Origin of the sequence: Streptomyces sp. NBC_00457 (genome assembly GCF_036014015.1) — a bacterium.
Lineage (GTDB): Bacteria > Actinomycetota > Actinomycetes > Streptomycetales > Streptomycetaceae > Streptomyces.
In genome coordinates, this window is record NZ_CP107905.1 from 7330607 (window position 1) to 7345596 (window position 14990).

The window sequence follows — 14990 nt, forward strand, 5'->3', positions numbered from 1 at the left end:
CAGCGGAGGGAGCTCGGCCATGGCCGGCTGGAACACGATGGAGATTCCCGATCAGCACGGCCGCGTCGCCGTCGTCACCGGCGCCAACAGCGGCCTCGGATACGTCACCGCGCGGGAGCTGGCCCGCAAGGGCGCCCGCGTGGTGCTCGCCTGCCGCAGCGAGGCCCGCGGCACCGAGGCCGGTGACCGGCTGGTCACCGAAGCGCCGGGCACGGACGTGGAGTGCGGCCGGCTGGACCTGGCGGACCTGGGGTCCGTACGGGATTTCGCGGCCTGGTACCCGTACGACCGTCTCGATCTGCTGATCAACAACGCCGGGGTGATGGCGCTGCCGTACGGGACGACGGCGGACGGCTTCGAGACGCAGTTCGGGGTCAATCACCTGGGCCACTTCGCGCTCACGGGACGGCTGCTGCCGGTGCTGCTCGCCACGCCCGGGGCGCGAGTGGTGACCGTCTCCAGCACGATGCACGCCCTGTCCAACATCGACATCGACGACCTCAACAGCGAGCGCCGCTACAGCCGTTGGATCGCCTACGCCCGCTCCAAGACGGCCAACCTGCTCTTCACACACGAGCTGGCCCGCAAGGCGGCGGCCGCCGGCGCGGACCTCCTCGCCGCCGCCGCGCACCCCGGTTACGCCGCCACCAACCTCCAGACCGCCGGCCCCCGAATGACGGGCAGCAAGTTCAGCGAACGGTTCATGCTCCTCGGCAACCGCGTCTTCGCCCAGCCCGCCACCACCGGCGCCCTGCCCACCCTCTACGCCGCCACCGCCCCCGACGTGACCCCCGACTCCTTCACCGGCCCGTCGCTCGCGGGCTGGCGAGGCGCACCGGGCCGGGCCTGGCGCGCACCCTGGACGCTCAACGACCGGGCGGGGGAACGCCTTTGGGAGGCGTCGGAGCGGTTGACCGGGGTGGCGTACGAAGGGTTGAAGGCCTGAGCGGTCGACCACTGATGCATCACAAGATGGTCACTTAACCTTCACAACAGTGAGCGCGGCAATACGGTCATCCCCTCACGTAACACCTTCGGGGGGATGAGCATGAGCAACGCGTACACCACACCGCCCTGGCCGCCGCAGCCGCCGGCCTCCAGGCCCACGCCCAAGTGGGCCAGGAAGCGGTACGTCCTGCCGGTGCTCGCCGTGGCGCTGTTCATCGGCGTCGGGATAGGCAACAGCGGCCAGGGCACGACGACGGACCAGGCGCAGCCCAAGTCAGCCAAGCCACAGCCGACCGTCACCGTCACGGCGACGGCGACCGCGACCGCGACGGCGGAGCCCGAAGCGGCGCCCACCGTGACCGCGACGAAAACCGTCGAGGTCACTGAGACCGTCACCGTCACGGCCCGGCCCGCCGCCGACGAGGACGCCGGATCCGGTGACGGCGGCGGCTCCGGCAGCGTCTACTACGACAACTGCGACGCGGCCCGCGCCGCCGGTGCCGCGCCCGTGCGGGTCGGCGATCCCGGCTACGGGCGCCACCTCGACCGGGACGGCGACGGAGTCGGCTGCGAGTGAGACGGGGAAGGCCGGCCGGTGCGGTCGGCTTTCGTCTCAGCCGTCGGTCGTAGGGGCGCCGACGTCAGCGGTACGCACCTCGTACGCGGTGATCCGTACCGTGTCGTCGTCCAGGCACTGCCCGGTCTCCAGGTCGAAGCGCTGCTTCAGCAGGGGGGAGGCGACGAAGGGGCGGCCCTGGTGGGAGCCGATCAGGCCACGGGAGAGGACGGCCGCGCCGCCGAACGGGTCGCGGTTGTCGACGGCGTAGAGGTTGCCCGCCCGGTCGCGGAAGAGGGCTGCCTGCCGGCCGTCCGGCAGCAGGGCCGCCACGCCGCGGCCCGGCAGCAGGACGTTCAGGTCGCAGACGGTGAACCAGCTGTCGTCGAGGCGGAGTTGGACCAACAGATCGGTCGTCTCGGGGGCCAGGGTCATCGCTGGGCGCTTCCTTCCAGGACGTCATCGGCGGGGCGCAGGCCGATGGACAGCAGCGGCAGGTCGGGCTTGATCTGGTCGCGCTCGGGGACGAAGCCGACCACCGGGTCGGGGGTGTCCGGCGCGTTCACGAAGGACACGAACCGGGCGAGCTTCTCCGGGTCGTTGATGGTGTCGGACCACTCGTCGCGGTAGTTGGCCACGTGCGCGGCCATCAGCGTCTCCAGCTCCTCGCAGATACCGAGGGAGTCCTCGACGACCACATCGCGTACGTGGTCCAGGCCGCCCGGGATCCGCTCCAGCCACGTCGACGTGCGCTCCAGGCGGTCGGCGGTGCGGATGTAGAACATCAGGAAGCGGTCGATCAGCTTGATCAGCTCGGCGTCGGTCAGGTCCTGCGCGAGCAGGTCCGCGTGGCGCGGGGTCGCGCCGCCGTTGCCGGCGACGTACAGGTTCCAGCCGTTGGACGTGGCGATCACGCCGAAGTCCTTCGACTGGGCCTCCGCGCACTCGCGGGCGCACCCGGAGACCGCGGACTTCAGCTTGTGCGGGGACCTGAGCCCCCGGTAGCGCAGCTCCAGGTCGATCGCCATGCGGACGGAGTCCTGGACGCCGTAGCGGCACCAGGTCTGGCCGACGCAGGACTTCACCGTGCGCAGGGACTTGCCGTAGGCGTGGCCGGACTCGAAGCCGGCGTCCACCAACCTCGTCCAGATCAGCGGGAGTTGCTCGACCCGCGCGCCGAACATGTCGATGCGCTGGCCGCCGGTGATCTTCGTGTAGAGGCCGAAGTCGCGGGCGATCTCGCCGATGACGATCAGGCCCTCGGGGGTGATCTCACCGCCGGGGATACGGGGGACGACCGAGTACGAGCCGTTCTTCTGGAGGTTGGCGAGGAAGTGGTCGTTGCTGTCCTGGAGGGCCGCCTGCTCGCCGTCGAGGACGTAGCCGCTCGCGCCGATCGTGGGGGCGAGGGAGGCGATGATCGACGCCACCGCCGGCTTGCAGATCTCGCAGCCGTCGCCGCCCCGGGCGTCCTCGCGGCCGTAGCGGTCCAGCAGATCCTGGTAGGTGTTGATGCGCAGGGCGAGGACGATCTCGTACAGCTCCTCGCGGGTCTGCGAGAAGCAGCCGCACAGGCCCTTGTCGACCTCGACACCGCTGGCCTCCAGCTCCGCGGTGACCAGCTGGCCGAGCACCTTGACGCAACTGCCGCAGCCCGTACCGGCCTTGGTGCACTTCTTCACCTCGGGCACGGTCGTGCACTGGTGGTCGGTGACCGCGCCGCGGATCGTGCCCTTGTTGACGTTGTGGCAGGAGCAGATGACCGCGTCGTCCGGCAGCGCGGACGGGCCGAGCTGGGCGCCGCCACTCGCGCCGGCCGGCAGGACCAGCGACTCGGGTGCGATCGGCGGGACCGAGCCGGTCAGCGCGCGCAGGGTGCCGTACGCGTCCGCGTCGCCGACCAGGATGCCGCCGAGCAGCGTGCCGTCGCGGCCGATGACCAGCTTCTTGTACAGGCCCGCGCGGGAGTCGGAGTAGACGACGTCGAGGCAGTCCTCGGTGGAGCCGTGCGCGTCACCGAAGGACGCCACGTCCACGCCGAGCAGCTTCAGCTTGGTGGAGAGGTCGGCGCCGGTGAACTCCGCCTCGTCCCGCGCGATGGTCGCGGCGGCCGTCTCCGCCTGCTCGTAGCCCGGCGCCACCAGGCCGTACACCCGGCCGTCCGACGCCAGCGCGCACTCGCCGATCGCGAACACATGCGGGTCGGAGACCGTACGGCACTGCTCGTCGACCGTGATGCCGCCGCGCTCGCCGACCGTCAGACCGCAGTCGCGGGCCAGCTGGTCGCGGGGGCGGACACCGGCGCTGAACACGACCAGGTCGGTGGCGAGTTCGGAGCCGTCGGACAGCTTCATGCCGGTCACGGCGCCGTCCGCGTCGACCACGATCTCCTGCGTGCCGACGCCCGTGTGGACGCTCAGGCCCATGTCCTCGATCGTGCGCAGCAGCGCCGCGCCGCCGCCGTCGTCCACCTGGACGGGCATCAGCCGGGGCGCGAACTCCACGATGTGGGAGGTGAGTCCGAGACCCTGCAGCGCGCCCGCCGCCTCCAGGCCGAGCAGACCGCCGCCGACGACCGCGCCGGTCGTGGCCGTCTTCGCGTACTCCTCGATCGCGAGCAGATCCTCGATCGTGCGGTAGACGAAGCAGCCGGTGGCGTCCTTGTTGGGGACGGGCGGCACGAAGGGGAAGGAGCCGGTGGCGAGGACGAGGGTGTCGTACTCGAAGACCTCACCGGACCGGGCCGTGACCTTCTTCGCCTCGCGGTCCACGGAGACGGCCGGGTCGCCGACGCGCAGCTCCATCGAGTGCTTCTCGATGAACTCCATGTCGGTCATCGACAGATCCTCGGGCGTCTTCCCCGAGAAGTACGAGGTGAGGCCGACGCGGTCGTACGCGGGGCGCGGCTCCTCGCACAGCACGACCACGCGGTGCGTGGCGGTCAGGCCGCGCTCGGCCAGCGCTTCGAGGAAGCGCTGGCCGACCATGCCATGGCCGACGAGCACGATCGTGGGGGTGGCCCCCAGGGTGGCGGTCATCAGGAGCCTCCATCGTTGGTGAGCAGGTGGAGCAGGGGGGCGCCGTCGGCGGGAAGCGGCTCTGCTCCCTCCCAGGCGCGGGCGAGGGCGCCCACGGTGCCGAGTTCGCCGACCAGTACGCCGCCGACCACGCGGTCGTCGCGGACGACGACCTTGCGGTAGGTGCCGCGGGTGGCGTCGGCGAGCTGGACGACGTCGTCGCCCGGCAGCGGCACGGTCTCGCCGAACGCGGCGAGGTCGAACGCGTCCGTCCCGCTCAGGGTGAGCCGGGTCAGCGAACGGGTGCCGGTGTAGCGGGAGCCCGCGTTCCCCGCCAGCATCTCGGCCAGTACGTCGGCCTGTTCGAGAGCCGGAGTGGCGAGCCCGTACAGGACGCCGTCGTGCTGGGCGCAGTCGCCGATCGCCCGGATGTGCGGATCGGACGTCCGCAGTTCGTCGTCGACGATGACGCCCTTGCGCACGGCGAGTCCGGCGATCTGGGCGAGGCCCACACGCGGGTGGACCCCGCAGGCCAGGACGACGAGGTCGGCGTCGAGGGCGTATCCGTCGGCCATCTCCACCGAGCGGACCGCGCCGCCGACACAGCGCACGTCACGCACCCGGCACTCGGTGTGGACCTCGACACCGAGGTCCTTCAGGTGCCGCAGCACCAGCTTCGAGGCGTTCGGGTCGAGCTGGCGCTCCATGAGCCGCTCGGACTGCTGGGCGAGCATGACCTGGGCGCCGCGCATGGCGAGCGCGCGGGCCGCGGAGACCCCGAGGAGCCCGCCGCCGATGACGACCGCGCGTACACCCGGCCGAACCGCCTTGGACAGCCCGAGGCAGTCGTCCATGGTCCGGAACGCGTGCACGCCCTCGGGCAGCACATGATCGGGCGTGAACAGGCCGCGCAGCGGTGGGAGCACGGGGTTGGAGCCGGTGGCCAGGACCAGCGTGTCGTAGGGGATCTTCGAGCCGTCCTCGCACTCCACCTGCCGCCCGGCGCGGTCGACCCCGGTGACCCGGGCGCGAACAAGACCGGCGGGGGAGGGCAGCGCGATCACCTCGGGGGCGTACCGGCCGGCCAGCACCTCGGCGAGCAGCACCCGGTTGTACGGCCGGTGCTCCTCCTCGCCGATCAGCGTCACGGGCGTGCCGAGCTCACCGAGCCGCCGGGCGAGACGTACGCCCGCGAGGCCGGCGCCGATCACCACCACACGCGTATTCGAGGTCATGCCCTTGAGCGTGCGGTGCCGGTGTTACCCGGCCGCATCACGTCTGTTTCCCGTGAGGAACGCTGCCCTCAGCGGAGGCCGGGGGTGTGTGTGAGGGTTCGGACGGTGCGCGGGTCGCGGACTGTGAGGCGGGGGCGGTACGGGTGCCCGAACCACACCGGTTTCCGTGTTGCCGCCATCGTCTACGAAGCGGGGGTGTGCCGGGCTGGAGGGGTGGGCTTTCAGCAGCTCACGCCTGGGGAGGCGGGCGATGGACAGCGCCTTGCCCGCGTCGCAGGCGTTCCTCGGGGGTTGCCGTCACACGCCGGCCCGTTGCCGGACCGTCTCGTGGAGCCGGTCGATGAGGTGGCCCTTGCGCTCGATCGTCACATCGAAGTACGCCGCACTGCGTGTCGAACGGCACACGCGATGCACGGCCTCCTTCGCGGATCGCTTCAACTCGACGGCCTCGGCGGAGAGTTCGAGGAGGCTCTGCTGAAGCCCCGGATGACCGAGGACGAACGCCTTGAGCTGCTCACCCTGCGCGGGCGGCCGAGTCCGAGTCCGAGTTCGAGTCCGACTGGAATCGATCAGCTCCAGGAAGACCCGGTTGCTCAGGCCGTCGAAGTCCTCGTGCGTGTTGGCGCCGCCGAGCTCCGGCACGACGTCGGTGAGGTCGTTGAACAGCTGGCTCGCCAGCCCGAGCCGGCGCATCGCGTCGTCCAGCGTGCGCCGCTCGTCCTCGCCCACACCGAGCCCGGCGACCGCCGCGTCCAGCGGCATCCGGAACAGCGTCCCGGTCTTCAGCGCCGCCACCGACTCCCAGAACCGCACGCGCTCCCCGTGCGGCGCGGCGAGCAGCTCGGCGCGGGTGTCGGCGGCCCGTGTCGACATGTCGCCCGCCTGGCCGGTGAAGCCGTTGCCCACCGCGCGGACGAGGCCTGCCACCACCGCCGGATCGTCCGCGTGCCGCAACGCCGCCATGATCAGCCACGAAGCGGTGTTGAGAGCGAGCGGCACGCCATGGGTGACGTGCAGTGCGGGCTCGCCGTACCGTACGTCGCTGCCGTCCTGGATGTCGTCGAGCACGACTGCGGCTTTGAGGAGGATGCGTATGGCTACGGCGGTGCGGCGGATGAGGGCGAGGTCGGGGGCGTCGTCGCTGGTCGCGCGCTGGAAGCCGCGGTAATTGCGGTAGGCCCAGTAGACGATCGAGGGCCGTAAAGGGGGTCCGCTGTGACCGGATGCCTGCGGAGCCGGAGGCAGGGCGGCCTGCCCCACCTTGGATCCGAGGGCATCGGCGACCGGTGCGTAGAGGGAACGGTTCAGGGCCGCGCCGTACAGGTCCCCGTCGGCGGGAAGCGACCCCGTCTCGGTGGGAAGCGACCCGATGAACTCGCGCAGGTCGTCCTCCAGCAGCGCGGCGTCCTGCCGCACCACCGCCTCGACTCCGGCCGTGCCCGTGGCCGTGCCTGTGGTCGTCGTCGCCGTACGTGCCGTGGCAGCCATGTCCACCTCCCCGCCCTGCTGGCCACGGTCCGCCGAGCTCACGCTTCTGGTCAAGATCTCCTTTTCGTCATATCTGTGTGGGTTTGCAGGGGCGTGTGGGGTCCATGTGAGGGAAGGCGGGCTTTTGCTCTGCGCGATAGATCACGCCCCGAAGGGGCGCGGGGCTGTGACATCAGCGGCTCCGCCGCGGGGCGCGACCAGCCCCCACCGGCCCGCGGGTGCATCACCGCGCTTCCAGCGGAGCGCTTCAGCGGCTGCCCGTCAGATGCGCGAAGACGACCACGTTCCCCTGATAACCGGTCGCCCGTGAGTAGCCCCCGCCGCAGGTGATCACCCGCAGCTCGGGCCGGTCCGCCGCCCCGTACACCTTCTCGTCGGGGAAGTCCTTCGCGTCGTACACCTCGACGGCGTCCACGGTGAACACGGCGACCCCGCCGTCGCGCCGGTCCACCTCCACCGTGCTGCCCCGCTTCAGGGCGCCGAGGCCGTAGAAGACGGCGGGTCCGTCGGCGTTGTCGACGTGGCCGGCGACGATGGCGGTGCCCGTCTCGCCCGGGGTGGTGCCGGCCTCGTACCAGCCGGCGAGGTTCCGCTGCCCGGCCGGCGGGACGTCGAGACTGCCGGTCTTGGTCAGCCCGAGGCCCATCAGGGGGGCGTCCACGCGGAGCGAGGGGATGCGGATGCGGTCGGGCGGGGAGGGGGGCAGCGCGGGCGCGGCGGACTGCCGTACGGCCGCTTCGGCGTGTGCATCCGCGTGTGCTTGGCGGGCGGAGGGCTGCGGAGGGGTGTTGTGCGGCTGGGCGCCGCTGCTGAGCAGCCAGGCGCCGGTGCACAAGGCGGTGAGGGTCACGGTCGCTATCGCGGCGTTGGCTATGACGGCTTTGCCCGACCTGCGCATACGACCTCCTGAAGCGACCCCGTAAAAGCACCCCTGAAGCGACCCCGTAAAGCGCCCCCCGAAGCGACCCCGTAAAGCGACCCTTGAAGCCGGCCCGCCCCGATCCCCCTCCGGGCCGCGAGGGGCGTCGGACCCGGAGGGGGAGGGGACGTGCGGTACCGGCGGACGGACAGCGGAGGGTGTCCGTCAGATCCCGTCGCCTCTCGCCCGGCGATGCAGGAGCCAGGTACCGCCCGCGGCGGCGACGGCAAGAGCCGCGATGCCGGCCGCGGTCTGCACGGGATCGGGGCCCAGGGCGCCACCGACCCCCGTCTTCACGCTTCCTCTGGGGTACACCTGCTCACGGGGCGCCGTCAGCGTCACCACCAGGTCGCCGGTCACCCGCTTCCCGTCCTCGGCGCAGGTCGCGACGATCTCGTACGTCCCCGGCTGCGCGCTCGGCGGCACCTTGAACTGCCCGATGGCGTTGTCCTTGTGGGTGCTCGGCGCGAGCGTGAACGAACCGGCGCCGACCGCACTGGCGTCGCCCGCCGCCGTGCCCGTGTCGCCGCATGCCGTCGTATTCACCGAGACCTGGCCGCCCGGCACGACGGAGGACGGAAACACCTCCAGACTCCCGGCGTCCGCGGCGTACGCCGGCACACTGCCGAGGCCTGCGGCGGCCACGGCGAGTACGGCACCGGACAGCAGGCGGGCGGTACGTCGCATTCGGTGCTCCCTCGAGATCAGCGGTGGTTCCCCTTCCGAGGAAAAAGGCAGGACGCCGAGCGCGCTTCCTGAGCGGGCGGGGGGAGGGGGGTGAATGGGTGTGGGGACGGGCGTCCGGGGGCGTCCTGGGCCGACATTTCGGCAGGTCACCGGCGTGTGGGAGGCGGCCTTCGGTAAAGAACCCGAAGGAGGTGGGGCGGGGCTGTGAACGGGTGACACGGAAGATGACGGGAGAGGACGAGAGCCGACGGGAGACAACGGCCCCGGTCCTTGACCTCAAGTTAGGTTGAGATACGAGGGTGGGCGGCATGCAGACGAAAACCACTCCTGATCCCGCTCTCGAGTCCGGTGAGGACACTCCCCTGAACCTGACCCTCGTCATCGGCAGCAACCGCCACGGCCGCTTCGGCCCCGTCGTCGCCGACTGGCTGCTCGCCCGCCTCCGGGACCGGGACGACCTGATCCCCCAGGTCGTGGACGTAGCCGAGATCTCCCTCCCGACATCCCTCGCCCCGACCCCGCAGGCCACCGCCGAACTGTCCACGGTGACGCCGAAACTGGCGGCCGCCGACGCGTTCGTAGTCCTGACCCCCGAGTACAACCACTCCTACCCGGCCGGCCTCAAGAACCTCATCGACTGGCACTACACGGAATGGCGCGCCAAGCCGGTGGCCCTTGTCTCGTACGGCGGCCTGGCAGGCGGCCTGCGCGCGGTGGAACACCTCCGCCAGGTCTTCGCCGAACTCCACGCCGTGACCATCCGGGACACAGTGTCCTTCCACAACGCGGGTGCGTCCTTCGACGACAACGGCCGCCTGAAGGACCCGTCCGCGGCGGACGCGGCGGCGAAGGCGATGCTGGATCAGTTGGTGTGGTGGGGGAGGGCGTTGCGGGAGGCCAAGGGGCGGTGGCCGTACCCGGGGTAGGTGCCGTCGGGCAGTACGACCGTCGCCACGGCCCCACTCCCCTCCGCATTGGGCAACAGCACCTCCGCCCCGATCACCTGCGCCTGCTCCACCTCATTGGTCAGCCTCAGCCCTGTCGCCTCTCTCTGCTCGGCCGCCCCGTGAGAAACCGCATCGGCCCCTCCCGCAGCAACCGTTCCGGAATCCTGCCGCCGTGATCGCCTGCCATCACGCGGCGCTCCTTGACCCCCACCTCCACCGGCCCGTTCCCGTGCCGCCCCGCGTTCACGACGAGGTTCGTCGGCATCCGCTCCAAGCGTCGTGCATCGGTCCGCACGAGCGTGGCGTCGTTGCCCCAGTCGAACTCCACTGGATGACCGACCCGTTGGACGATCCCGGCGACCAGCTCCCCCAATAGTCGTACTTCCAGGCCCGGTTGTTTCACCTCTGCGTCCGGCCGTGCGACCACCAACAGGTCCTCGGTCAGCGTCCGCAGGGCTTACACCCGGCCCTGAATCAGCTCGGCCGGGCGCCCCGGCGGGAGGAGTCGGCCCCGGTGTGCAATCTGGTGGGCGGGGTTTGCAGTTCATGCGTCACGTCGGCGGTGAAGGGCTCTCCGCCTTGTCCCTTGTTGTAGCGAGGCCGCATTGTGTCGACGGCGGCGAGTTCGGCGAACTCCTCCTTCGTTTGGGGCGGTCGCCGATGGTCGATACGGGTGTCCGGTTCTCCCCGGGCTCATCCGCCGCGCGGTCGCTGCAGCAGTACGCAGCTCACGGCTGAGCCGGCTCGCCAGCAGAGCCCTGCCGAACGCGGCCAGTGCCACGACCACGACCCCTGACACGAGCAGCTGCCGGTCGAACTCGGCTATCTCGTCGGCCTCTTTGCCGAGCGGCTGCCGCACGGACAGCGCATGATCGCTGACCAGCCCGCCGCCCACACACTCGGCCGCGCGGACGACAGGTCCAGGTACGACTCGTTGATGAAAACGACCCTTGACAGCCTGCTCCTGAAACCGAGTCAGCTCGATGCGTGATGATCGACCCGGCATCGAAGGCTCGGCGTGCAGAGTAGGGAGCCCTTGTCAAGCAAGCGCTTTCGGCCTAAGTGCTCGAACGGCCTAGCGAATCCTGTGGTCGGACTGATTGAGTACTCCCGGCAACATCAACACAACTCAACGTAAGGGGAAATGTCATGCGCACAGCACGTACCAGGAATGTCGTCGCGACCATGTTGGCTGGAGTGCTGCTGGCTCTATCCAGTCCAGTAATCGCTCACGCCCAGTCGCCGCAGAGCAGTGACCCTACGCAGTCCAGTCAGATCGCCGCCACTAGTCGGCTCAAGAACCGCAAATCCGGAAAGTATCTGCAGCCGGTAAGTACTGCCAACGGCGCCCGGGTTGTCCAGCAGTCCAGGGATGCCGAGAACCACCTTCAGTTGTGGTCCACCGTTATATACGACGGCTTCTACACCTTCGAGAACTTCGAAGCAGGGAGAAACCTCGGCATTGACGGTGCCAGCACCGCGTCCGGCGCGGCTGCCATCATTGCGAATGGGTCCAGCGACCTCAACCAGGACTGGCATAGGGATTTCGGCTTCTTCGACGGGGACACCAACTCCTTCGCACTGATCAATCGCAAGAGTGGCAAGTGTCTGGGTATTTCGGGAGCCAGTACCGCTAACGGCGCACAGGCCGCACAGTTCCAGTGCGACAGACAGGCCGAAAACCAGGCCTGGATAACGGCTGATTAATGCACGATTGAACCGTCGAGGGCTCGTTCCTGCCCCCTGGCCGGGCGCGATGCCGGCTCGTTTCAACAGGCGCTCGGCGCTCTCTCCGCCGTCCGGGCTGCACCAGCAGATCAGTTCGTCTAGGAGTTCGGCACACCCACCAAAAGCATGCTGCCCAGTAGGTGCTTTCGGTCTGTGCTCGCAAACGGACGGCGAGAACAGTGGCGACGCTGGAACACAAGACATCCGAGAATCCGGACCGCACGCGATAGGGGGCGCGGGTCACTGGACTGAAAAATTCCCCCGTCAGAATCTGCCGTCAGGACGCCGCGGACCTCATCGGTCCGGGGCGTCCTGTGCTCCGTGCAGGGATTCGGCACGCTTGGGGCAAGGATCCTTGTCACGGCGGCTGAACGCGGCGTGCCAGCTTCCGGCCCCATGCCTGGCCCGGCGCTTCGATGTAACGGTAGGTCAGCATGCACAGGGGCAGCAGCACGGCATAGAACGCCATTTCGAGAATGGGATTGTCCTGCCGCCACCGGCCAATTGTGCCGTCAGTCACTGCCAGCAGTACCGGATGCACCAGGTAGACCGAGTAGCTGATCGTTCCGAGCCTGGTCAGCCAGCGCGGTATCCGCCGTCGGCGCAATGCCAGTCCGACACCGAAGGTGAGCGTGGCCAGAAGGAACGCCACGATCCAGCTGCGCCGTGTGAAGTGGGACCCGTCACCGTATCGATACGCGCTCCCCACAGCGCAAGCCACCACAACGACGGCGGTGCAGGCCGCGTACCGCCAAGTGCTCTGACCGCTCTCGGCCCGGTAGACGGCGGTGCCGAGGAACATCACGGCAAGGATAACCAGACCCTCCCACATGGGGACAGTGCCGTTGCACGTGACGAGTACGAGCGCCAGTACCCCGCCCAACACTGCTCCGAACACACGGAGTGCGGGTGATCCGGTGCTCGCACAGCAGATGGCGACCACCATGGCGATCGCGGCGACGGCTACCAACGGGCCCGTGCCGACCGTGCCAGAAAGGGCGGAAACGGGCAGTGCACTCCCTACCGTCACGCTTGCAGTGGCGAGCACCGCCAGGGTGACGGCGACGGTTGCTGACCGCTGGTGAAGCTGGACCGAGAAAAGAGCAACGACCAGCAGGTAGAAGGCCATCTCATAGGAGAGCGTCCATAAGACAAGAAGGAGATTGGGCGTCCCCAGCAGCTCTTGGAGCAAGGTGACATGGGCGACGGCCGCCGTAGCAACGCTCTGCCCACCGAAGTCGCGAATCTCCGCAAAGCCCAACAAGTTGGCGGCAAGGACTGCGGTGACGACAGCCACCCACAGCGGGTAGATGCGGGATATGCGTCCGATCCAGAAAGCCCGGATGCATCCTCGCCGCTCAAGCGAGGCTGGGATGATGTAGCCGCTCACAAGGAAGAACACCATGATGCCGTACCGGCTGGTGTTGAATTCCGGCATCAGCTCCCGCCGGAACTCCGCCATGAAGGCGTACGACGAGTGATCGAACACTACGACAAGCGCCGCGATGCCGCGCAACGCGTCCAACCAGCCCAACCGCGATGGACCGGATGCGGGTGATCTCGGCAGCACGGAGGGTGATCGCTCTAGTGGCGGAGAGGCCGGGGTTTGGGGTTCCATACTCATCTTCACGTCCAGTGCTTCGCTGCTGTTCAACTTTCGCGTCACGCTGCAACGAGCTACGCCTGCTCTTGGTGTAGGGCTTGCGATCCGCTTCTCGCCAAAGTGCGGTTGCGTCGATTCTGCTATAGCTTCCCCTCGAGAAGGGCCGTTTGAAAGAACGCCCAAGTGGGTGGCCGGAGTTGGAGCGATATGTCATCAGGGTTCTTGGAGTCGCGTATCGCGATAGTGGTGGGGACGTTGGTGGCTATTTCGACGCACTCGGCCGCCTGGTCGCTGTAGCTGGACTTGCGGTAATCGAAGTCAGGCACGGCTCACGGTTCCTTGAGTAGCTTGTGGAGGAACGAGACCGACTCCCGCTCGCTGAGAGAGCGTTCGGCGATCTTCTCGAACAACTCATCGTAGGCGGCTGCGGCCTCTCCGCCTTCCACCCAGCGTTGGACGAAGGGGGCCTCAACGTAGACGACGTCCATGGCCCCAGGCGCTGCGAACGAGATGATGTTGAAAGAGCCGTTCAGGCCGGGGTGCGTACCGCCTCCGAGGGGAAAGATCTGGAGGGTGACGCTCGGCAGTTCTGCCATTCGTACAAGGTGTTCGAGTTGCCCTCTGGCTGTCGCCGCCCCGTCGGGGAAGTTTCGGAGGACTGCTTCGTAGATCACGACATGCAGTGAGAGGGGTGGGTCTTCGGAGAGGCGCCGCTGCCGCGTGAGCCGTGCCGTGATGAACTCCTCGTCAGGATCCGCGCTCTTGGCTACCTCTGCTGTAGGTCCCTGCCTCAACTCCCTTACGTACTCGGGCGTTTGAAGCAACCCGGGGACGAATGCCGGCTGCCAGACCTTGATGGTTGTCGCCGCGCTCTCCAGTGAGACGTACTCCTGCATGACGCCATGGATGGTGTAGTCGTCCCACCATCCCTTGGCCTTACGACGCTCACGGTCGACCTTGGCCAGTTCGAGAAGTCCGCCGACCGTTCCCGGGTCGTGGACGCCGTACAGGTCGCACAAGGCCCGGATGTCCGGATCGCGCATGGGAACCCAGCCGCCTTCCATCTTTGCGACCTTGGTCGTGGACGCGGTCAGCGCTTTGCCTGCTTGCGTCTGATTGAGACCGGCAGCTGTGCGCAGCTTGGTGAGTTCGCCGCCCAATCGGCGCCCCAAGACGGTGGATGTGCTGTAGCCCTGTGTCGACTTGCCTGCGGTCACGTTGGCGCTCCTCCGGACGTTGTTGCGCGGTCAGTCTGGCGTGCTGGCCCGGACCTTGCAATCACGCTTCGGAGTAATTACTCCGGGAGTAGCTTGCGCTTCATCGTCACCCACGCTTACCTTCGGTGACGAACTGCTCGCAGAGTGGCGCCAGTTGTCCTGTGGCGCTGCTTGCCCCTGCCCGGAGGTGATTGGCATGGCCGTCTCCAAAGAGCCTCAACAAGCCGAAGGCGCCCTCCACTACGACCGCCTCGACTACACCCCGTTCCCCAGAAGCGTCACCCTCGCCCGCCGCCGAGCCCACCGCCTCCTCACCGAATGGGGCCACCCCGAACTCGCCGCCGACGCCGCCCTCTTGGTCTCCGAACTCGGCGGCAACGCAGTCCTCCATGGATGCCTGCGCGACCGCCTCTTCCGAGTCGAACTCGCCCTCACCGAGCGCGCCCTACGCATTGTCGTCTCCGACCCCAAGGGTGAGTTACTCCCAACCCCGCGCCACGCCTCGGACGACGACATGTTCGGGCGAGGCCTGCTCATCGTGCGGGAGGTCGCCGACCGGTGGGGCGTGTGCGAAAGGGCCGTCGGCAAATCGGTGTGGTGCGAGCTGGACGTCGTACGGGAAGCAGCCTCGGCGGATTACCGTGA

14 protein-coding genes and 1 pseudogene are annotated in these 14990 nt (G+C 68.7%); 5 read left to right on the forward strand and 10 right to left on the reverse strand.

Annotated features, from left to right (window positions below; translation table 11 throughout):
- Positions 1 to 19 precede the first annotated feature (19 nt).
- Positions 20 to 946 carry an oxidoreductase gene (locus tag OG828_RS33380; protein WP_328503241.1) on the forward strand — a complete coding sequence of 309 codons (927 nt, stop codon included), beginning with the start codon at positions 20 to 22 and terminating at the stop codon, positions 944 to 946.
- Between the two features lie 102 nt (positions 947 to 1048).
- Entirely contained in the window at positions 1049 to 1525 is a 477-nt protein-coding gene (locus OG828_RS33385) for an excalibur calcium-binding domain-containing protein (protein ID WP_443062522.1), read from the forward strand.
- A gap of 36 nt (positions 1526 to 1561) precedes the next feature.
- Here OG828_RS33385 and nirD read toward each other — a convergent pair whose 3' ends face one another.
- The 6 genes from nirD to OG828_RS33415 form a co-directional block, all read right to left on the reverse strand.
- Positions 1562 to 1939, reverse strand: coding sequence for a nitrite reductase small subunit NirD (gene nirD, locus OG828_RS33390; RefSeq protein WP_328364819.1), 378 nt, complete (start codon positions 1937 to 1939; stop codon positions 1562 to 1564).
- A complete protein-coding gene (gene nirB / locus OG828_RS33395) occupies positions 1936 to 4542 on the reverse strand; it encodes a nitrite reductase large subunit NirB (protein WP_328503243.1) in 2607 nt (868 codons plus the stop codon). Before nirB ends, nirD begins: the two co-directional genes overlap by 4 nt.
- The gene (locus tag OG828_RS33400) at positions 4542 to 5756 is read right to left on the reverse strand and encodes an NAD(P)/FAD-dependent oxidoreductase (RefSeq protein ID WP_328503244.1); all 1215 of its coding nucleotides are present in this window, start codon (positions 5754 to 5756) and stop codon (positions 4542 to 4544) included. Before OG828_RS33400 ends, nirB begins: the two co-directional genes overlap by 1 nt.
- A 297-nt stretch (positions 5757 to 6053) precedes the next feature.
- Positions 6054 to 7244 carry a polyprenyl synthetase family protein gene (locus OG828_RS33405; protein WP_328503245.1) on the reverse strand — a complete coding sequence of 397 codons (1191 nt, stop codon included), beginning with the start codon at positions 7242 to 7244 and terminating at the stop codon, positions 6054 to 6056.
- Positions 7245 to 7491: 247 nt separating this feature from the next.
- Positions 7492 to 8142 (reverse strand): class F sortase, encoded by a 651-nt coding sequence (locus OG828_RS33410; protein ID WP_328364828.1) that lies wholly within the window; start codon positions 8140 to 8142, stop codon positions 7492 to 7494.
- Positions 8143 to 8328: 186 nt separating this feature from the next.
- A complete protein-coding gene (locus tag OG828_RS33415) occupies positions 8329 to 8850 on the reverse strand; it encodes a hypothetical protein (protein ID WP_328503246.1) in 522 nt (173 codons plus the stop codon).
- A gap of 308 nt (positions 8851 to 9158) precedes the next feature.
- On the opposite strand from OG828_RS33415, the gene OG828_RS33420 reads away from it, so the two are divergent.
- The gene (locus tag OG828_RS33420) at positions 9159 to 9776 is read left to right on the forward strand and encodes an NADPH-dependent FMN reductase (protein WP_328503247.1); all 618 of its coding nucleotides are present in this window, start codon (positions 9159 to 9161) and stop codon (positions 9774 to 9776) included.
- A gap of 106 nt (positions 9777 to 9882) precedes the next feature.
- On the opposite strand, the gene OG828_RS33425 is transcribed toward OG828_RS33420, so the two are convergent.
- On the reverse strand, positions 9883 to 10224 hold the full coding sequence (locus tag OG828_RS33425; protein WP_328503248.1) for a hypothetical protein: 342 nt from the start codon (positions 10222 to 10224) through the stop codon (positions 9883 to 9885).
- A 722-nt stretch (positions 10225 to 10946) separates the two neighbouring features.
- Between OG828_RS33425 and OG828_RS33430 the strand changes: the two genes are divergently transcribed.
- On the forward strand, positions 10947 to 11504 hold the full coding sequence (locus tag OG828_RS33430) for an RICIN domain-containing protein (RefSeq protein WP_328503249.1): 558 nt from the start codon (positions 10947 to 10949) through the stop codon (positions 11502 to 11504).
- 379 nt (positions 11505 to 11883) lie between these two features.
- On the opposite strand, the gene OG828_RS33435 is transcribed toward OG828_RS33430, so the two are convergent.
- From OG828_RS33435 to OG828_RS33445, 3 genes are all read right to left on the reverse strand, one after another.
- Positions 11884 to 13059, reverse strand: a complete 1176-nt coding sequence (locus tag OG828_RS33435; protein ID WP_328503250.1) for an acyltransferase family protein — start codon at positions 13057 to 13059, stop codon at positions 11884 to 11886.
- Positions 13060 to 13268: 209 nt separating this feature from the next.
- The gene (locus OG828_RS33440; protein ID WP_328503251.1) at positions 13269 to 13454 is read right to left on the reverse strand and encodes a DUF397 domain-containing protein; all 186 of its coding nucleotides are present in this window, start codon (positions 13452 to 13454) and stop codon (positions 13269 to 13271) included.
- 3 nt (positions 13455 to 13457) lie between these two features.
- Positions 13458 to 14345, reverse strand: a complete 888-nt coding sequence (locus OG828_RS33445; RefSeq protein WP_328503252.1) for a helix-turn-helix domain-containing protein — start codon at positions 14343 to 14345, stop codon at positions 13458 to 13460.
- 196 nt (positions 14346 to 14541) lie between these two features.
- Between OG828_RS33445 and OG828_RS33450 the strand changes: the two are divergent.
- A pseudogene (locus OG828_RS33450) lies at positions 14542 to 14928 on the forward strand (ATP-binding protein); the annotation flags it as partial.
- Positions 14929 to 14990: the final 62 nt, after the last annotated feature.